Source organism: Luteibacter yeojuensis (genome assembly GCF_011742875.1).
In the GTDB taxonomy this organism is placed as follows: domain Bacteria; phylum Pseudomonadota; class Gammaproteobacteria; order Xanthomonadales; family Rhodanobacteraceae; genus Luteibacter; species Luteibacter yeojuensis.
Window position 1 is genome coordinate 990,768 of the sequence record NZ_JAAQTL010000001.1, and the last position, 17,276, is coordinate 1,008,043.

Annotated in this window: 19 protein-coding genes; 4 read left to right on the forward strand and 15 right to left on the reverse strand. The window is 65.4% G+C overall.

Annotation, left to right across the window (positions count from 1 at the left end):
* The 13 genes from HBF32_RS04365 to HBF32_RS04425 all read right to left on the reverse strand — a co-directional run bounded on the left by HBF32_RS04365 (nt 1) and on the right by HBF32_RS04425 (nt 10,725).
* Nucleotides 1-300 (reverse strand): PAAR domain-containing protein, encoded by a 300-nt coding sequence (locus HBF32_RS04365; RefSeq protein ID WP_166698395.1) that lies wholly within the window; start codon nt 298-300, stop codon nt 1-3.
* A gap of 9 nt (nt 301-309) precedes the next feature.
* Complete coding sequence (gene vgrG / locus HBF32_RS04370; protein ID WP_166698396.1) at nt 310-2,097, reverse strand: type VI secretion system tip protein VgrG; 1,788 nt, start codon at nt 2,095-2,097, stop codon at nt 310-312.
* A 3-nt stretch (nt 2,098-2,100) separates the two neighbouring features.
* On the reverse strand, nt 2,101-2,793 hold the full coding sequence (locus HBF32_RS04375) for a CIS tube protein (protein ID WP_166698397.1): 693 nt from the start codon (nt 2,791-2,793) through the stop codon (nt 2,101-2,103).
* Nucleotides 2,794-3,000 carry a DUF5908 family protein gene (locus HBF32_RS04380; RefSeq protein WP_166698398.1) on the reverse strand — a complete coding sequence of 69 codons (207 nt, stop codon included), beginning with the start codon at nt 2,998-3,000 and terminating at the stop codon, nt 2,794-2,796.
* An 8-nt stretch (nt 3,001-3,008) separates the two neighbouring features.
* The gene (locus HBF32_RS04385; RefSeq protein WP_166698399.1) at nt 3,009-3,506 is read right to left on the reverse strand and encodes a phage tail protein; all 498 of its coding nucleotides are present in this window, start codon (nt 3,504-3,506) and stop codon (nt 3,009-3,011) included.
* Entirely contained in the window at nt 3,499-3,957 is a 459-nt protein-coding gene (locus HBF32_RS04390) for a phage tail protein (RefSeq protein ID WP_166698400.1), read from the reverse strand. Before HBF32_RS04390 ends, HBF32_RS04385 begins: the two co-directional genes overlap by 8 nt.
* 20 nt (nt 3,958-3,977) lie before the next feature.
* The gene (locus HBF32_RS04395) at nt 3,978-5,549 is read right to left on the reverse strand and encodes a phage tail sheath family protein (protein ID WP_166698401.1); all 1,572 of its coding nucleotides are present in this window, start codon (nt 5,547-5,549) and stop codon (nt 3,978-3,980) included.
* A gap of 20 nt (nt 5,550-5,569) precedes the next feature.
* Nucleotides 5,570-6,367 (reverse strand): hypothetical protein, encoded by a 798-nt coding sequence (locus tag HBF32_RS04400; protein ID WP_166698402.1) that lies wholly within the window; start codon nt 6,365-6,367, stop codon nt 5,570-5,572.
* Nucleotides 6,364-6,939: a Pvc16 family protein gene (locus HBF32_RS04405; protein ID WP_166698403.1), complete on the reverse strand. Its 576-nt coding sequence runs from the start codon at nt 6,937-6,939 to the stop codon at nt 6,364-6,366. The genes HBF32_RS04400 and HBF32_RS04405 overlap by 4 nt, the downstream gene beginning before the upstream one ends.
* Before the next feature lie 103 nt (nt 6,940-7,042).
* Entirely contained in the window at nt 7,043-7,693 is a 651-nt protein-coding gene (locus HBF32_RS04410; protein ID WP_166698404.1) for a response regulator, read from the reverse strand.
* 238 nt (nt 7,694-7,931) lie between these two features.
* Nucleotides 7,932-8,996 (reverse strand): eCIS core domain-containing protein, encoded by a 1,065-nt coding sequence (locus HBF32_RS04415; protein ID WP_166698405.1) that lies wholly within the window; start codon nt 8,994-8,996, stop codon nt 7,932-7,934.
* Nucleotides 8,997-9,098: 102 nt separating this feature from the next.
* Nucleotides 9,099-10,073 (reverse strand): NADP-dependent oxidoreductase, encoded by a 975-nt coding sequence (locus tag HBF32_RS04420; RefSeq protein WP_166698406.1) that lies wholly within the window; start codon nt 10,071-10,073, stop codon nt 9,099-9,101.
* A gap of 109 nt (nt 10,074-10,182) precedes the next feature.
* Nucleotides 10,183-10,725 (reverse strand): DUF308 domain-containing protein, encoded by a 543-nt coding sequence (locus tag HBF32_RS04425; RefSeq protein WP_166698407.1) that lies wholly within the window; start codon nt 10,723-10,725, stop codon nt 10,183-10,185.
* 109 nt (nt 10,726-10,834) lie between these two features.
* Between HBF32_RS04425 and HBF32_RS04430 the strand changes: the two genes are divergently transcribed.
* Nucleotides 10,835-11,404, forward strand: coding sequence for a TetR/AcrR family transcriptional regulator (locus tag HBF32_RS04430; protein WP_205287698.1), 570 nt, complete (start codon nt 10,835-10,837; stop codon nt 11,402-11,404).
* On the opposite strand, the gene HBF32_RS04435 is transcribed toward HBF32_RS04430, so the two are convergent.
* Together HBF32_RS04435 and HBF32_RS04440 are read right to left on the reverse strand one after the other, a co-directional pair.
* The gene (locus HBF32_RS04435) at nt 11,395-13,986 is read right to left on the reverse strand and encodes an AAA family ATPase (RefSeq protein WP_166698408.1); all 2,592 of its coding nucleotides are present in this window, start codon (nt 13,984-13,986) and stop codon (nt 11,395-11,397) included. The genes HBF32_RS04430 and HBF32_RS04435 overlap by 10 nt on opposite strands.
* Before the next feature lie 92 nt (nt 13,987-14,078).
* The gene (locus HBF32_RS04440) at nt 14,079-14,432 is read right to left on the reverse strand and encodes a DUF4242 domain-containing protein (RefSeq protein ID WP_166698409.1); all 354 of its coding nucleotides are present in this window, start codon (nt 14,430-14,432) and stop codon (nt 14,079-14,081) included.
* A gap of 291 nt (nt 14,433-14,723) precedes the next feature.
* On the opposite strand from HBF32_RS04440, the gene HBF32_RS04445 reads away from it, so the two are divergent.
* The 3 genes from HBF32_RS04445 to HBF32_RS04455 all read left to right on the forward strand — a co-directional run bounded on the left by HBF32_RS04445 (nt 14,724) and on the right by HBF32_RS04455 (nt 17,262).
* On the forward strand, nt 14,724-15,659 hold the full coding sequence (locus tag HBF32_RS04445) for a GlxA family transcriptional regulator (protein ID WP_166698410.1): 936 nt from the start codon (nt 14,724-14,726) through the stop codon (nt 15,657-15,659).
* Nucleotides 15,660-15,761: 102 nt separating this feature from the next.
* Nucleotides 15,762-16,745 (forward strand): VOC family protein, encoded by a 984-nt coding sequence (locus HBF32_RS04450; RefSeq protein WP_166698411.1) that lies wholly within the window; start codon nt 15,762-15,764, stop codon nt 16,743-16,745.
* Nucleotides 16,746-16,902: 157 nt separating this feature from the next.
* The gene (locus tag HBF32_RS04455; protein ID WP_240147788.1) at nt 16,903-17,262 is read left to right on the forward strand and encodes a carboxypeptidase-like regulatory domain-containing protein; all 360 of its coding nucleotides are present in this window, start codon (nt 16,903-16,905) and stop codon (nt 17,260-17,262) included.
* Nucleotides 17,263-17,276 lie beyond the last annotated feature (14 nt).

Below are 17,276 nucleotides of genomic sequence, written 5' to 3' on the forward strand. Positions count from 1 at the left end.
CTACCCTCCGATGATGACGGTGAAGCAACCCAGGACGACGCTGCCGCCGTGCGCGGTCGTGTCGCCGATGCGCGCCGCGGGCTTGCCGCCGATCATCACCGTGGCCGATCCCTTGACGATCGCATCGGGCGGACCGACGCAGGTCGCCGTGTCGCCCAGCACCGCGGCCGGCAGCTTGGCGATCAGCACCGTCGGCACGCCGGGGCCGACGATCGGGCCGCCCACATGGGGAACCGGCGGCACGCCGGGTGTCACCATCGGGCACGTATGCATATCGGTCAGGCGGGCGGCGGGCGGCATCGGGATTCCTCAATTGATCAGGACCATCGCGCCCTTGACCGTGGTCGTCGCGGCGGCGGAAAGTTCGGCGGACGCCGAACCCTTTCCCGTGAACGCCGCCTGCGCTTCGCAGGTGACGTTCATGCCGGTCGCCTTCAGGTCGGCCGTGGCGGCGATATCGATCGCGCCGTTGGCGGAAATCGTCACGTTGCCCTTGGCCGTGAGCTTGATGTCCGACTGGCTGTCCAGGGCGATACCCGCGCTGGACAGCTTGGCGCTGTTGTTGTGCTGGTCGAGAACGGTGATGGACTGGTCCTTGTCGTCCAGCACGACCTGGTTGTTGCCCGGGGTGATCACCGTGATGATCTTGTCGTTCTCGTTGAACTCGATCTTGTGCAGGCACCGCGTGACGATCGCCTTGGTGTTGTTCTGCGCTTCGATGGTGTAAGGCGGCTGACGGGAACTGCTGTAGAGCGAGCCCAGCACCACCGGACTGCTGGGATCGCCGTTGAGGTAGCCGACCAGCACTTCGTCGTCGACCTCGGGCATGAAAAAGGCGCCGAATCCGCTGGAGGCGTGGAACTGCAACGGGCGGGCCCAGATCCCGGGCGTCGTCGCCTGCATGACGGGAATCTTGACCTGTATCCGCTGCTCGCCCATGGGATCGCCATCGAGCTTCACCACCACGCCGATCTGCAGTCCGCTCACGCCAGGCAGCAGTCCGCCGTTGAGCGGTGCCGCGACGTCGTCGCGCTCCACGTGCCACTCCGGGCGCAGGCCGAATTCGACCTGGGTCGTCCAGTGGCCACTGCCGAGCGTGTGTTCGATCGACGTGACATAGACCGAACCGCTGAAGCGCGCGCCCACGCCCTTCACCTCGATAAGGCTGTCGGGAACCGCCGCCGCGCTTCCCACGAAGCTCATCCGCCCGCGAATACGCGCCAGTGCCGCCTTCTGCTGCGTGGCCTTGGCCCAGTCGGTGAGCCCGGCCAATGGTTGCGCCGCGCTGGTCTGGAGCACGTACTTGGCCGGACTGGCGACTTCCGCGAGGGTGGACCCGGTCAGGTTGCCTTGCGGATTGAGGCTCGCCGGGGAGGCCGGGTTTCCCTCCACGATCGCCTGCTGCTTGGGATCCCATGACACGGCCTGCACGGCCGTATACTGGGTGCGCGCATCCATGTCCGCTTCGAACGCGATGAGTTCGGTGCCCCACCCGACCGAGAGTACCGCGGCCCCGGACGTCGTCGGCGGCTTCACGTTCACGCTGCCGGCGTCCACGTTCACGAGCAGGCCGTTCGCATCCGCGCGTGCCAGCATGAAGTCCCAGTCGCTGCAGTAGAACTGCACCAGCTCGTCGTAGGTCGTCGAGGTGGCGGTCACGGATGCCGTCAGGCCATGGGCAGCGACCAGGCCGCTGATGATGTCGCTGTCCTTCTGCGCCAGGTAGTTCGCGTTGTTGCGCCCGATGGTCATGCGGGTCGCCGCATCGCGGCATTCCAGCACCAGGCGCGAGCTGGCCTTGCCGTCGATCCTCAGGCCATGGCGCACGACGATGCCGCTGAAGATCGTGCCTTCGTCGTTTCCATACCCGGCACTGATCGTCAGCGCCACGCCCGGCACGAGGGTCGCGGCGTCGCTCAGCGCGAAGCTTCCGGTCGGCATGTCGCCGTCACTGATGACGATCTCCGCCCAGGGGATGCGGTTGATCGCCCGGCGGACGGTCACCGCGACCACCGGCAGGCTCGCCAGCTTCTGGCCGCCGGTCTCGATGGTCAGGCGCACCGGCCCGGCGGCGTGTGTATTGGGGGAATCGGCCATGGGTCAGTCCAGCGGCGGAAAATGCAGGGTCAGGCCCGGCGCGAGGGCACGGAACGTCTGCAATCCGTTGAACCGGGCCACCTCCACGTAGTAGCGGCTGTCGCCATAGATGCGATGGCACAGCAGCGGCAGGGTGTCGCCATCCCTCACGACCACCGCGTGACTGAGGTCGGGCGATTGCATGTCGGCTTCGAGGGCCGCTTCGAGCGGCTTCTTGAAGCCCTGGAACGACATCGTCACCTTGGCGCGCAACGGGGCGCCGCTAGGACGGAAGAGCGTGTAATCGGTGGAGATGCTCGTTGCACGGCCGTAGAAGACGAGCGTTCCCCACAGCACCTGCACCACGTTGGGTTCGTGCTGGGGACCGTTGTACTTGTGGATGATCGTGTCCAGCTTCGCGAGCTGGTCTTCGACCTCGGCGGGCAACTGGATGTTCGAGGGAATCGGAACGGCGCCGGTGCCGTCGAACACCGTGACGAAATCCAGCGTGTCGGGCTGCATCTTCGCGAAATTGCGCCCGCTGCCGGTATCCCCCATGGGCACGCAGCCGCCAAACTCGGTCTGGCGCACCCAGGTCATTTCCGACGGATTGATCAGCAGCGAGATCGAATCGCCGGTCGCCTTGGGCGCATCGCCGCTGATGTCGCAGACCGTGATCTTCAGTTGCGATTTCCCCGAGGAGAGATTCGCCGCCATTCATCGCTCCCGCATCCGTTCCCACTCCAACGCGATGGCGGAGCGCATCTTCTGGCGCTCCTGCATGCCACCGCCACCTTCGCAGTCCACGTCGCACTCGCAGTCGTCGCTGGCCGCGCCGGCTTTTTCCGCGCTTTTCGCCGGCGCCTTGGCCTCGCCGGAACCGACGCTGGACTTGATCACCATCTGTCGAATCTCGATCGTCACGATCGGCCTCAATCGCTTCGTTGTACGTACTGGTAGGCCAGCTCGATGGTCTCGAGCGCCACCTCGTTGCGGGTGGAATTGAAACTGTCGATCTCCCAGCGAACCGGATAGGCATTGGCGAACGACCACGTCCGCAGGGGTGTGGCCGTCGCGTCGAGCAGCTTCACCGTGACCGGCGCGAGCTTGATCGCCACCGACAGGCCGCCTTCGAGCGTGCTCTTGCACCACCCCACCAGCGGCGAATCGGTAGACGCGATGCCGCGCTTGAGCGTCAACCGCGTCTGTTTCACCCCCGTGGGCAACTGATGCATGAAGCGGTTCTCGCCCCCCTCACGCAACTCGTCCACCTCCATGGTCAGTTCGAGGCCGGATACCTCCTGGAACGATGTGTCGACGCTGGCCGGACCGCTGCCGATGCTGACGCTGAACTGGAACGCCGCCGGCAGCAGCGCCCCGAGCTTGTCTTCCTTGACGACATCGGCCGGCCATGCCGCGGGATCACCCATTGGCGATCGTCAGGCCCTCGTGTGCGATCTCGATGGTCTCGATCGCCACTTCGTTGCCTTGCGCCTTCAGGTCGGTGCCGGTGATCTTGGTCGGCCACGCGTTGGCGAGGGTCCAGACCATCGTGGGCTTCCCGGACTCGTCCAGCAGGCTGATCGTCACCGGAACACGCTGGATCGTGTTCATCTTGATCTTGTTGAACCAGTCCCAGAACTTGTTATCGCCCTTGAACACACCCTTTTTCATGGTGACGTTGCTGTATTTCTTCAGCCCCGGCATCTTGATCGTGGTGTATGCCGGACTGTCGCCGTGCCGGTACTCGATGGGCTGGGCTTCGACATCGAGGCCGGACACTTCTTCGAAGGACATCACGGCCGAATCCCATTTCACCTGGAAGGAGAACTTGGGCAAGGGCCATATGCTGGTGGACTGCTGCGAACCGTCATCTGCCATGGGAATACTCCATCAATGCATCAGGATTTCTGCATCTGCTGCTGGAAGGTGATCTCGATGAATTCCGCCGGGCGCACCATGGCGACCAGGACGGTGACGCGCAGGATGCCCTCGAGGATGTCGTCCGGCGTCATCGTCTCGCCAAGGCCGCAATACACGCCGAATGCATCGTCCGGCACCGCGCCGGCGAGACCACCGCGTTTCCAGATACTGGTAAGGAAGTTCTGGATCATGCTCTTGATGGTGACCCAGGTGTTCGCCACGTTGGGCTCGAACACGAGGGCCTTGGCCGCCAGCCGGCACGACTCTTCCAGCATGATCATGGTCCGGCGCACGTTGACGTACCGCCAGTCGAGGCTGTTGCCGTCGAGCGTGCGCGCACCCCAGACCAGCACGCCTTCGCCGATGAACGAGCGTATCGCGTTGATCGACTTGCCTTGCGTCGTGACGTTCAGGTCCTCCTGGTCGACCGCGGAGATCGCCACCGAGGGCGACACGACGCCGGCGAGGCTGACGTTGGCGGGCGCCTTCCACACGCCGCGACTGTTGTCCACCATCGTGTAGATACCGGCCATGGCCGGGCTGGGAGGCATCAGGTTGAGCTTGCCCTTGACCAGCTCCATGACCGTGCCGAACAACGGACTGATCGTGCTCAGGGTCTTGTTGAGCAGGGCCTTGTTCGCGAGGATCGCGTCGGGCGCCGGGGCGGGATCGACCTTGCTCCAGTCCTTGGTGATGTCCGCGATCGCCTGGATCTGCTCCTTCTCCCTCATCGGCGCGCCGTCGGGAGCGGCCTCGGGCAGGCCGAGCTCGTTACGCAGGAGCATCTGCAGCACGTCGGCGCTGGCGATGTTCTCGTAACTCAACTCCTTGTCGCCGACCACCGTCGTGTTGAGCCACGGATAGTATGCGGACGAATAGGCCAGGAAATTGATCCCGAGACTGTTGCGGAAGAGGTCGACCGGATCGCCGCCGGGGTCGTTGCGCGGCTTGTCGCCTCCCCACACGTCGAGGATGGCGACGCGGTTCTTCATCTTCTCGCCGCAGTGCTGCAGCATGGCCTGCTGGAGGCCGATGCACTCGGGCTGCTTGAGCAGCACGGCTTCGGGAACGAGGAGCATGGTCGGCTCCTGCTCCTTGAGCAGCTCGTCGATGCCGCGGGCGAACTTGTCCGGGTCGAGGTCCGAGGCGTAATCGCCTACCGAGACGATGTAGCAGGGGCCGCCGCCGTTCTGGAAGAAATGCCGCATGGCGTTGTACAGCGTGTACTTTCCGCCATCCTTGCCCTCGGGCTGCTCGAGCAGGTACTCGACGGGCTTGTTGTCCTTGCCGATGGCCTTGAAGTCGGCCAGCAGCGAGGGGTCGGTCTTTTCCACGATATTGAAGCGTGGGCTCGGGCCGAAGCCGAAGTACTGGTGGTACTCCGCCATCGAGCTGATACGCCAGGGCTTGAATGCGAGCGGTTTGCTGCGGTTATCGGCTATCTCGGTATGGCCGATGAATGCGGGCACGGCGGTGGCGACCTCCACCACCGAGTTGGGAAACGCATTCTTTTCGACGATGTAGACACCCGGTGTCTTCATTGCACCCATCGCGGGCTCCTGTCAGTGAACTAGCTATGGACAAAGATTTCCGACACGACGGTCGGTTCGCCTTCCACCGTTTCGCGCCACAGACGCTGGGGCGCGGCGCCGGGCAAACGGGAAATCAGGGTTCGTTCGGGGATCGCGGTGACGTCGCGCAACTGGAAGCGTTGCGGAGGGCGCTCATGGAGATCGATCGGCGCGACGGAACGCGCGACCATGACCGCCTGCCCGTCAGGCAGGACCTCCCGTTTCATGTCGGTGAATCCGATCTCCCCACGCGCATCCACGATCGACAGCTCGCGCCCCTGCCAGTCCCCCGCGAGCACGTACTTCCAGACGGTACGGGGGCTGCGCAAGCGCAGCCGGTAACGCGTATCGAGGGCGGACGACCAGGTTTCGAGACTGTTCGCGCCTTCCGGGACCAGAGGCAGCGCGAGCGTGGCGAGCGGCGGGTTGAGGCGGCCGGGGGTGGCGGCATCGAGGTCCAGCGGCGCCACGAGCACACCATCGTCTTCCCCTTCGCCGGACGTCGTCACCGGCTCGGTGTAGTAGCCGTGCGCCGGATCGCCGCAATACAGGTCGAAGCGCAACAGGCGCGGTCCATCGCCGTCCATGCGTTCGCTCCACAATCCCGGCAGCCGGGCATCGTCGACGCCGATGGCCAGTGCGTAGTCGTCGCGACGGACGATCGCGCCGAACCGTTGCAGGAAGGTCGTCGTCCCGGCATGCGCCCTGAAGACGAGGCGACGTGCATAACCGTCGGCAAAGAATGCATGCCGCACTTCCACGCGCATGAGCATGCGAAAGCGTGCCGCCGGGCTCATGGCCGCGCCTGGGCGTCGACCTGGGAGATCGAAGCGTCGCGGCCGCGAACGACGCCGGACTGCAGCGTGATCATGCGCACGCGGAACAGGACGGACGGAACGTAGCGTCCACCGTGGATACTCCACAGGCTGTGCATGTCATGACTGCTGAGGTTCTCCATGTTCAGGGCCAATCCCTCCAACCGTGCATCCATGTCCGGCGTATTCTGGTGATCGAACGAGGGATTTCCCTGGAAGTAGGCAATCGCGGCGGAAAGGAATTTCAACGCTTCGGGGTAGTGGTTGCCGCTGAAGTTGGCGGCACACATCACCAGGAGGTTCAGGTAGACGGGTGCCGCGCGCTGCACGATGCCGTCGGCACCGCCCCAGGATGCCTCCCGGCTCCGGTGCGCCAGCGTGTCGCGTTCGATGCCGCTGAGGAACAGGACGAGCTTGTTCGTCGAGGACGTGACCGGCGTACCGCCGATTTCCTGAAGGTTGGAGACGACGGCCACGTCCTCGGTCACGTGCAGCATCCGCCGGAAGTGCCCGTTGAGATGCCTGGCCAACAGCTCCAGAACCTGGTCGATCACGCGCCGCCCCTTTGAACGCCCCCTTGAGAAACGTTGAAGCTAGGCTACCCCTTCGACCGGAGGGTCCCTATCGGCAGAATGCTGATATTGACGTTTCGTTTTCCTAGCCCAGCGACGTCATGCCTTCCTTGACCGCATAGCGGGTCAGATCGGCCACGCTGTGGATGTTGAGCTTGCGGAATACGTGCGAGCGGTGCGTCGCCACGGTCTTGGCGCTGATATGCAACCGGCTGGCGACTTCCCGTGTCGAGCAGCCCTCGGCGAACAGCCGCGTAACCTCCCGCTCCCGCCAGGTCAAGGGTTGGCCGGCCGTGTCCGAGCCGGACGACTGCCCTGCGCGGCAGGCATTCATCACCGGGGCCACCAGTTCGCTGCTGAGGAAAACCTGATGCCGGTAGGCATGGCGAATGGCACGGGTCAGTTCGCCGTAGCCATTGTTCTTGAGGACATAACCGAGCGCGCCGGCTTCCAGTGCTTCCAGGACCTGGCCATGCAACGCCGTGGCGGACAGGCACAGGACACGGCTCGACAGCAACTCGATGCGTACCCTCCGGGCCACCTCGATGCCACCCATCATGGGCATGGCGACGTCGGCAATCACGACGTCCGGAAGCAGGCTTCGAGCCATCCGCATCAGTTCCAATCCGTGGCTCGCCTGCCCTACGACCTCGATGTCCGGCTCCTGCTGCAACAGGGCGACGAGGCCCTCGCGCATCATGGCATGGTCGTCTCCAAGTACCACACGCATCTTCATCGACCGCATATCTCCCCTGTCAGTAGGTCATCGTGCGTTTCTGACAAGGAATACGGCATGCGTGCCCGGCCCGATCGGGCCGGGACATGGTTCAAGTGACGTGCTGCTAGGCCGTTCCCCCGCCCTTCACCCGAGTATTAGGCAATCGTGAAGGCACGTATGGGCAAAATCGGAAAGAATGGAGAAGAGAGATGCCGACTGCTCATGATCGTCGCCATCGGCAGCGCGGCATACCCTTCTAATCGGAGTCGCTGGAATCGCTGGACGACTCGTCCGACGAGATTTCGCTGGCGCTGCTGAGTCCGCTGTCCGCGATGACGCCCTCCTTCATGTTCGTGCCGACCAGGTAGGCCTTGAAGGTGACCGTATCGTCGTCGTCGTACTTGTCCAGGTCGGCACGCATGCCGTTCTCGAACGTCTTGTACAGGCTGTTGTTCGTGCCTCCGCATTGGGCAAATACGTTTTCCGGGTCTCCGCCGTTACCGCCGTTCTGTTTGGCGAGCACGTGTCCCGCCTCGGGGTTGGTAAACGCATTCTGGAGGGGGCCGACGGAGCCCGTGTTTTCATGGTCGTCGTCGTCCTCGATGCTGTACCAGGCGCGGTATTTCCTCACGTTGATCCAGCCCCTGGTGCCCGCCGTCGTCCCGCCCTTGAATTTTTTCACCTTGCCGGTGGCGACGATGGATTTCTTCTTGGTCGTGTTGGTTCCCATCGTCACGTTGATGAAGCGCTGCACGGGGTTCGTGCCAAGGCTGGGTGCGCCGGCGGACAAGGACTGGACCGGCATGGCACGGAGTTGCATCGCCTTCGCGCCCATGATGTCGGCCTCGCGCTCCAGCGACGTGTCGTCGTTGACCGCGACCTTTTCCTTCATCTGCCTGGTCGGCTTCACCCGTCCCTGCGCCTGCTGCACGACGTGCCACGCCTCATGCGGCAAGTGCTTTTCCTGCCCCGCGCCGAGATAGATGTCGCGCCCCTGCGCATACGCGTGCGCCTGCATCTGGGCAGGCTTGCCGGAGTTGCGATGCACGCGCACGTCGTCCAATGCGACACCGGACATGGCCTCCATGTTCGTTCGCAACGGGTCGGGCAAACCGTCGGCCCGCGCCGTCTTCCGGCGCTGGGCGACCTGCATCGGGCTGTCCTGGACACGCTGGACGGCCTGTCCCTGGGCCAGCTGTCGGGGACTGTCCCCGAAGGCATGTTCCGAACGTCGCTGGGCCGGTCTGTCGCCGGCGAGCGAGGACGCCGCGCTGCGCGGGCGGCTCTGCTCGTCTGCCTTTACCGGCGGGATGCGTGCCATGGGAACTCCTGGGCTGGTTCCGCAGGTACTGTAGGAAATGCAGCCCAGGCTTTGCTATCGGCAAAATGCTGATCTATCTTGCCGGAATCGCACGAACGGGATTCACTCGCGCACCACGAGCACGGTCTTTCCGCGCCGCGGCCTGTCGTTCGCCTCCATGAAGGCCCTCGGAGCTTCGGACAGGGGATATTCGCGATCGATCTGCACGACGATCCTGCCGTCCGCCACCATGGCGACGATCTGGCCCAGCTGCCCGGGGTCGGGCTTGACGATGAACCAGTACGCTTCGATGCCGAGGGCGGCCGCACGCTCGGGCGATGGCGCGTCTTCCGCCTCGCCGGAAATCGTCACGAGCCGGCCACCGCGCGGCAGGAATGCCCAGCTGCGTTCGAGGAGGTCGTGGCCCACGGTGTCGAACACGACGTCCACCGCCCCCGCGACATCCTCGAATCGTTCGACGTCCGTGTCGATCGCGTGTTCGGCACCGAGCGCGAGACACAAGGACACCGCGTCCTTTCCCTTCACCGTCGCGACCACCCGGGCGCCGGCATCCCTCGCGATCTGGATGGCGAAGGCGCCGACCGCTCCGGCGCCGCCGTGAATCAGCACGGTCTCGCCTTTCGCCAGCCTCGCATGATCGAACAAGGCCTGCCACGCCGTGAGCGCGCCGATGGGAAGGGTACAGGCATCGACGCTGGTCACGCCGTCGGGCATGCGGGCGATCTCGCCCGGCAAGACACTCGCCAGCTCGGCCGCCGCACCGTTCCGCCAGAAATCGATCAGGCCGAACACCGGGTCGCCGACGGCGAAGCCGGACGTATTCGCGCCGGCAAAAGCCACGCGGCCGGCGAATTCGTGCCCGATGATCACCGGCAGCGGTCTCTTCGATCCGTCCGGCAACGGTAGCGTGCCGTTCGTGGCCCAGGTCGGCTCGGCAAAGGTGAGGCCCACGGCCTCGACAGCGACCAGAAAGCCGTCGTCGCGGGGCGCCGGCGCCTTCGTATCGCCAACGCGGATCGAAAAGTCGCCGCCGATGGGATCGGCGATCCATGCGGCTTGCATAGATTGCTCTGGCATGACGCTAACCTCGGGATGGGGTATATCCATGCTGTCACGGGCCGCCACAGCTGGCTTGTACGGACCCGACCCCTCCCTCCTCGGCCGACATGCATCGCGACCGGTGTACTCAGCCCTGCGGCGCCGGGCTCGTTCGCCTGAAGGCCAGCCGCAGTGCCGCCAGCAGGAAGTAGAGGCCGCCAAAGGCCGCATAAGGTGCGAGCTGCGCGATCGTCGGCGCCTTGCCGAAGGCCTGGATGGTCATCACCACGCCCGCAAGGGCCGATTGGCCGCCGCTGATCATCATGAATGCCTGTCCGCCCAGAGCGCGGCGCCGGATCCCGACGAATAGCTGGAGCAGGCCCGACAACAAGGCCCAGATGCCGAAGATCAATACGCCACCGGCGTTTCCTCCCACGACGAGGGCAACGGCCAGAGCAAGCGCGGTGGCCAGACTGACCGCGGCGTTCAGTCGTTGGCCCGGATTGGCACGCAGGCCACCCGAACAGCGCGCATCGAGCATGTTCGCCGCGGCATCCCAGGACGGATAAAGCACGAGCAGCGCGCCGGTGACCGCAGCGGGTGCCTGGAGCCGGGAGAGAACGATCACCAGTGCGACCCAGACGAAGGCCACTGCGGCGCGCAGGAAATAAAAACGTTGAAGGAAGTTCATGCCATTGCCTCGCTTGAAGGAGGAAACAGCCTACTAGTTGGTAGGTTTGAGCGTCAATGAAGAATTCATAACTTGCAAGTCTACCTATCTAATGGTAGGTTTCTCTAGCATGAATACCCGCGACCGACTCGTCGACTCGGCCCGCTACCTGATCCAGACCCGCGGCTATAACGGCTTCAGCTACGCGGACGTCGCGGAGCAGGTCCAGGTCCGCAAGGCGAGCATCCATCACCACTTCCCGGCCAAGGCCGATCTAGCGCGAGCGGCCGTCGAGCAGTCGCGTGCCGGCATCGTCGAACAGATCCGGCTGCTCGAAGAGGCGGCTTTCGATCCGCTCAGGCAGTTGCAGTTCTATACGGGCTACTGGGAGAAGTGCATCGCCGACGCATCCGCGCCCTTCTGCGTGGCGGGCATGCTCGCCTGCGAACTGCCATCGCTGCCCGAGGATCTTGCCGACGGTGTTCGTGCCCATTTCCGCGACCTGTCGCATTGGCTCGAGACCGTGCTCACGGCAGGCGCACAGGCCGGCGTCTTCCATTTGAAGGGAGCGGCCAGCGCCGAAGCCGAATCATTCATGTCGACGGTGTACGGCGCGATGCTGACCGCCCGTGCCTATGGCGAACCGGCCAAGTTCTCGGGCATCGTGCAGGCGGCCTTGCGGCGACTGCTTCAGGCTTGACGGTCCGTCAAGCCGAGCCGGCTCGCCGCAGCGACGGCCTCGCCCCTGGAGCACACATCCAGCTTGCGCAGGATGTTCGAAATATGGTGCTCGACGGTTTTCTCCGAACGGACGATGCGCTGTGCGATCTCGGCGTTCGACAGTCCGCTGGCAAGCAGGCTCATCACATGGCATTCGCGCGTGGTGAGACCGGCGGGATTCGCGGCGGTCGTGGCTCTCGGACCCCGCATCACGCCACGCACGCCGGCCTGTCGCAACCGAGCCCGACAAAGCCTCGCCGTGGCGCAGGCCCCCAGGCCCTCGAAGATCGCCAGGGCTTCGAGCTTGCTGTCCTCGTCGCCGTCCCATAAGGCCATCGCTCGCATGAAAGGGCAGCCAAGACGGGTCCAGGCCGCGGCGGCGGCCCTCCAGTCGCCGTCGCATTGCATGCCGTAGGGATCGTCGACCTCCCTGTAAGTCCCCTTGCCTTCTCCGAGCTTCCAGCACCAGAAGCCCAGCTCACCCAGCTCGCGGCGGTCGCCAAGGTGCTCCGCCATCTCATACGTGCGCCGTACCCAGTCGTCGCCGAGACCTGCGTCGCCGCGCAACCATGCCGCTTCGGCGCGCGCCGCCGCGATGGGCGCCAGGCGCTGCAGTTCGCCCGTCGTGCTGGCGAGTGCGCTGGCTTCGTCGATGAGTTCGGCGGCGCCGGGATCGCCACGGCGCAAGCGGATGCGCGCCAGGACGGCCATCGCGGGAATGCGCGTCACCGGCGCCACCGCATCGCGGACGATGAGCTGGCCGGCGAGCCGGGCTGCATCGTTCCAGCGGCCCTGCTCGAAATCCAGCCGCGCTTTCCAGGCCAGCACGTAGTTCGCCCAGGAATCGAGTTCGCGCTCGGCGAAGTACGTGGTGGCCTCCTGGATGGTGCGTGCCGCTACCTCATAGTCGCGCCGTGTGACCTCGGTGCTCGCCAGATTGACGTATGCCCGTGCCACATGTTCGCTGTAGCCATGCGCCAGCGCCATGGAAAGGCTTTCCTCGAGCAGTGCCCTGCCATTCGTCTCGCCATGGGCGAGCATGGCCGTCCCCACGTTGTTCGTGGCATGGCACAAGGCTTCCGTGTCGCCGATGCGCTTCGCGAGCCCGATGGCGCGGGTTCCCCATGCCACCGCGTCGCCGGTGCGCCCGGCCAGCATGTACAGCTGCGCGCGATTGCTGAGTGCCCAGGCAAACTCGCTGCCCTCCTCCAGTTGCTCGAGCAGAGCCACCGCCTGGTCCGCATAGGCTTCGGCCTCGCGGTTGCGTCCGGCGAACCATTGCAGGCGCGACAACCAGCGCAAGGTGCGCCCTTCCTGCGTACGCTCGCCGAGGTCGCGCCAGATGGCCAGCGCACGCAAGCTTGCGCACATGGCTTCTTCCGCCTGGTCCGTGAGGTAACACTGGTAGGAGCGGCGTCCCAGCAGTTCCGCCTGTTCGCGCGGCGGCAGTGCCGAGGCGTGGGTCAACGCCACGCCATAGAGTTTCGCCGCCTCGCAGTGGGAATGATGCGAGATCGCTTCCTCCGCGGCGGCGGAAGCATATCTCAGTACTGCGGCGGCATCGCCCGCGCCGGCCGCATGATGCACGAGCCGCGCCATGGGAACCTCGCCGTCGCTCGCTTCGAGGAACGACAGCATGTGCGCGTGCAGCGCCGCGGCAACATGCGGAGCCAGAGCCTCTTCCATCGCCATTCGCGCCAGCTCGTGCCGGTACGCGTACCAGCCGTCGGCGGCCGTGACCAGCCCCGATGCGAGGGTGGTGGAGATGTCCTCGGCCAGAGGGGCGAGAACGGCGTCGACGGTGGCGACTTCCACGCGTGCGGGCACGATCGCGATCAGGTCCAGGAGCGCTCGCACCGAGGGCGGCTGCCGCGCGGCGCGCGCGAGCACGGCGTCGCGCACGCTGGCCGGAACGCCTTCCGACCTCAATACCTCGGTGACGAAGAACGGATTTCCTCCGGTCGTCGCGAAGATGCCTTCGTCGGCGCATCCCGATGCCTGGGCCATGCGTGCCACGCCTGCCTCCGTCAGCGGCAACAGTGGGACGCGCATCGCCACGTCCGCCGGCAGGTCGCCGAACACGGTACGCAACGGATGCCTGTCGCCTATCTCATCGTCGCGGTAGGTAAGCACCAGCACCGCATGCACCGGCTGGATGCGCCGGGCCAGGAATTTCACGAGATCCAGCGTGGCCGTATCGGCCCAGTGCAGGTCTTCGAGTATCAGGAGCGTGGTACGCGGCGACTTCTGCAGGTTTGCGAGGATCGCGCTGAACAGCCTCGCGCGTTGCCCATCGGTGCCGAGCATGGCCTGTACGTCCGCGTCGAGCGCTTCCGCCATGTCGTAGACAGGACCCAAGGGGCGAGGCGAGAACAGCGCCTCGCAGCTTCCCCACAGCACGCGATGGACATCACCGGCGTCGCGCATGAGATGCCGGACGAGCGCGGTCTTGCCGATGCCCGCCTCGCCGCTGATCAAGACGACGTGCCCCGAGCCCCGCCCTGCCTGCTCGACCGCGTCGTGCAGGCGCTGCAGGGCGTAATCGCGTTCGATGAGTTCCACCGTCCAGACCCCTCGGAACCTGCACCGATTCTTGCACCAGGCAGGTTCCGAGGGAGTGAAGCGATGTGCCGCCGTCGTTGCAGCTTCACACCTCAGGCGGCCAGGTAGCTGAAGGGAAGCCAGGGCGCACGGGTGCGGGACTTGGCCACCGACGGCGTCCCGGCCTGTCCGATACCGAGGTAGAAGTACGGGTCGAGGACGGACACCTCGGTAATGCCGCCGACGGGAAGATCGTTGCGACGCGCCACCTCGCGGATGGCTTCGGGATTCGGAGCGTCGTAGACGCAGAAGGTGTGCGTGCGATCCAGGCTCACGTACGAGTGGACCCAGGTAACACCCTCTTCCGCGTTGGTCTCCACGATCTTGCGGCAGAGGCGGTCGCCGGTCTCATTGGTGGGGAGATCGAGACCGCCGGGAAAAGCACGTTCGACGATATAGCGAGGCATGGAAGTTCTCCTGGTGGGGATACAACTCAAGATCGAGCTGCGATGCCAGACTACGAAGACACCCGATCCCGGACATCGGGGGTTTCCCCCAGATTGCGGGACGCGGACCCCGGTTTTGCTGCCACGGGCACGCAAAGTCCACATGCGGGTTTCGAAGGTCTGCGCCCCCTCGACGGAACCCGCCCATGACGCTCAAGGCACTACGCCTCATCGGTGTCGCGACCGGACCTTGACGCTCGCGCTGCGATTGCGCCACTTTTCACGGGACTCACCAGAGACGTGGCGGCCACCATGCGACGCGACATAGCGATCGTCGTCTTTCCGGGTTTCCAGCTGTTGGATGCCGCCGGCCCCATCGCCGTGTTCGAGATGGCCGAGCGGTTCCGGCCGGACAGCTACACGATCGCGGTGGTGGCGCCGGGCGGAGGCGTGGTGCGCAGTTCGTCCGGCGTGTGTCTCACGGCGGAACCTGTCGGACGGGCGCGTTTCGACACGGTGATCGTGGCCGGAGGCACACTGGCAAAGGTCGAGGAAGGAGAGCCCGAGATCGCCGCCCTGCTCGGCGGCGAAACGTGGCGCCGCGCGGCGGGCGTCTGCTCCGGCGCCTTTTTCCTCGCGGAAGCGGGGCTGCTCGACGACCGGCTCGCCACGACGCACTGGGCTGCGGCCGGGCGTTTCCGGGAGCTTTATCCGAAAGTGCGCCTGGACGCCGACCGGATGTTCATCCGGGACGGCAAGCTCTGGACGTCGGCGGGCATTTCCGCCGGCATCGACCTCGCCCTGGCACTCGTCGAGGACGACCTCGGTCCCGGCATCGCCCGGCGCGCGGCGCAGCAGCTCGTCGTGTACCAGCGGAGGCATGGCGGGCAGTCGCAGTATTCCGTGCTGGTGGAGCAAGGCGGCAAGACGGGACGCTTCGGCGAACTGATCGGCTGGATGCGTGCGCGCATCGCCGAGCCGATGACGGTGGAGCGGCTGGCCGAGCGCGCCGCCATGAGTCCGCGGAATTTCTCCCGCGCCTTCGTGGCCGAAATCGGTGCCACGCCGGCCAAGGTCGTCGAAGGTCTGCGTCTGGAAGCCGCCCGCATCGCGGTCGAAACCAGCCACCTCCACCTGGACCACATCGCCGCCTCGACCGGTTTCGGCGATTCGAACCGCATGCGCCGTGCTTTCGTCCGCTCTTTCGGCATGTCGCCGCAGTCCCTGCGTCGAAGCACGAACGACTGACGTCCCGTGGCCGTTTTCGTCGGGAATTTGTCCTTGCCGGTGCGCGCCGCGCGACCCTAAAACTACGGCCGGCTTCCCGTTCCGGACATCAAGAGGATTCGTATGCGTCTGCTTCCGTTCGTTTCGGCGTGTCTCGCGTGCTTCGGCGTCGCACAGATGTCCGTTGCCGCCACGGCCCCGCCGGCCACCCGGCTCGACCACGTACTGCTCTGGGGTCGCGGGATCGACGAGGTCACATCGGTCATGTCGGTCAAGCTGGGTTTCCAGGTCCGGCCCGGCCGGAACCCCGGAGGCGTGGCCAACCGCTACATCCGTTTCGCGGACTCCAGCTTCATCGAACTGCTGGGCGTCACCCGGCCCGACCCGCGCTTCGATCCGGGGATGAAGGAGGACCGCGAGGCACTGAAGGAGGGTCCGGGAGCGCGCACATTCGGCTTCCGCTCCGCCTCGCTGGACACGCTGCGCGATTCGCTGGCTGCGCTGCACTACGCCGTCACACCGTTCTTCACCGGTCCCGACAGCAAGAAGCCGGGGTGGCGCCTGTTCGCCTTCGACTTCGACCGCCCGCCGCTGTCGAGCAATACCTTCTTCATCGACTATTCGCCCGATTACGCGCCCGACCAGTTCGATCCCACCAACAAGGACGATTACCGCGTGACGCGCGAGCATCCGAACGGTGCGCGCAAACTCTCCTCGATCTGGCTCGTCTCCGGCGATGCCGAGGCCGATCGCAGACAACTCGAGAAGATGGGTTTCGGCCACGCCGTCCCGGTGAAACTGCCGGAGGCCGGCGCGAAAGGATTCTGCGTGCCGGTCGGACCCACGGCGCTGCTGGCACTCCAGCCCGACGGCGAGGGCCTCGCCGCGCAGGCCATGGCAAGGGGCGGCCCGCGCATCCTCGGCCTCAGCTACGGCGTCGCCGACCTCGGACGCGCGCAGCGCTGGGTCGAGCGCGGCTACGAGCGCACGCTCGCGACCTATCGCGGCGTCTCCGGCGAATCCGTGCTGGCACCCACGCAAGACGATCTCGGCCTGTCGATCGAGTTCCATGCGATGCAGCGGCGCGGATCGTCGTGCCCTCAGTGAGGCGCCGAAAGCGACCCTGAGCCTCCGCCCATGCGCCCACCATTGATGCGCGCAAGGCAATACGGTGCTTCCGTACTCGCGGCTTCTCATGATCCGGACTGCAAAATACAACGGTATGCCGTGCCGGAATGGACCGGCATGGTCGACAGGGGGAAGCATGAAAGTGATGGGTTACAGCAAGACGTTCCGCCACGTGGCGGCGCTGGCGGCGATCGGCATCGGCGCGATCGCATTCGCACCGGCACAAGGCCAGGGCACGACCGGCAGCATTTTCGGCCACGGTCCGGCGGGCGGCACGGTGACGGCACGTAGCGAGACGGGTGCCTCGCGCCACGGCACGATCAACGATAGTGGCCGGTATCGTCTTTCCAATGTCCCGATGGGCACGTACACGGTGACGCTCGAGAAGGACGAGAAGACGCTCGACACCCGCAAGAACATCGGCATCACGGTGGGCCGTGGCGCCCAGGTGGATTTCGCTTGCGAGAACGACGAGTGCGAGGCGAAGGGAGGCTGACGCCTCGCGCATTG

What these genes read in the sequence shown, in the direction of transcription:
- HBF32_RS04365 (WP_166698395.1), bottom strand. Translation starts at nt 300, where the DNA reads ATGCCGCCCGCCGCCCGCCTGACCGATATGCATACGTGCCCGATGGTG.
- vgrG (WP_166698396.1), bottom strand. Translation starts at nt 2,097, where the DNA reads ATGGCCGATTCCCCCAATACACACGCCGCCGGGCCGGTGCGCCTGACC.
- HBF32_RS04375 (WP_166698397.1), bottom strand. Translation starts at nt 2,793, where the DNA reads ATGGCGGCGAATCTCTCCTCGGGGAAATCGCAACTGAAGATCACGGTC.
- HBF32_RS04385 (WP_166698399.1), bottom strand. Translation starts at nt 3,506, where the DNA reads ATGGGTGATCCCGCGGCATGGCCGGCCGATGTCGTCAAGGAAGACAAG.
- HBF32_RS04390 (WP_166698400.1), bottom strand. Translation starts at nt 3,957, where the DNA reads ATGGCAGATGACGGTTCGCAGCAGTCCACCAGCATATGGCCCTTGCCC.
- HBF32_RS04395 (WP_166698401.1), bottom strand. Translation starts at nt 5,549, where the DNA reads ATGGGTGCAATGAAGACACCGGGTGTCTACATCGTCGAAAAGAATGCG.
- HBF32_RS04400 (WP_166698402.1), bottom strand. Translation starts at nt 6,367, where the DNA reads ATGAGCCCGGCGGCACGCTTTCGCATGCTCATGCGCGTGGAAGTGCGG.
- HBF32_RS04410 (WP_166698404.1), bottom strand. Translation starts at nt 7,693, where the DNA reads ATGAAGATGCGTGTGGTACTTGGAGACGACCATGCCATGATGCGCGAG.
- HBF32_RS04415 (WP_166698405.1), bottom strand. Translation starts at nt 8,996, where the DNA reads ATGGCACGCATCCCGCCGGTAAAGGCAGACGAGCAGAGCCGCCCGCGC.
- HBF32_RS04420 (WP_166698406.1), bottom strand. Translation starts at nt 10,073, where the DNA reads ATGCCAGAGCAATCTATGCAAGCCGCATGGATCGCCGATCCCATCGGC.
- HBF32_RS04425 (WP_166698407.1), bottom strand. Translation starts at nt 10,725, where the DNA reads ATGAACTTCCTTCAACGTTTTTATTTCCTGCGCGCCGCAGTGGCCTTC.
- HBF32_RS04430 (WP_205287698.1), top strand. Translation starts at nt 10,835, where the DNA reads ATGAATACCCGCGACCGACTCGTCGACTCGGCCCGCTACCTGATCCAG.
- HBF32_RS04440 (WP_166698409.1), bottom strand. Translation starts at nt 14,432, where the DNA reads ATGCCTCGCTATATCGTCGAACGTGCTTTTCCCGGCGGTCTCGATCTC.
- HBF32_RS04445 (WP_166698410.1), top strand. Translation starts at nt 14,724, where the DNA reads ATGCGACGCGACATAGCGATCGTCGTCTTTCCGGGTTTCCAGCTGTTG.
- HBF32_RS04450 (WP_166698411.1), top strand. Translation starts at nt 15,762, where the DNA reads ATGCGTCTGCTTCCGTTCGTTTCGGCGTGTCTCGCGTGCTTCGGCGTC.
- HBF32_RS04455 (WP_240147788.1), top strand. Translation starts at nt 16,903, where the DNA reads ATGAAAGTGATGGGTTACAGCAAGACGTTCCGCCACGTGGCGGCGCTG.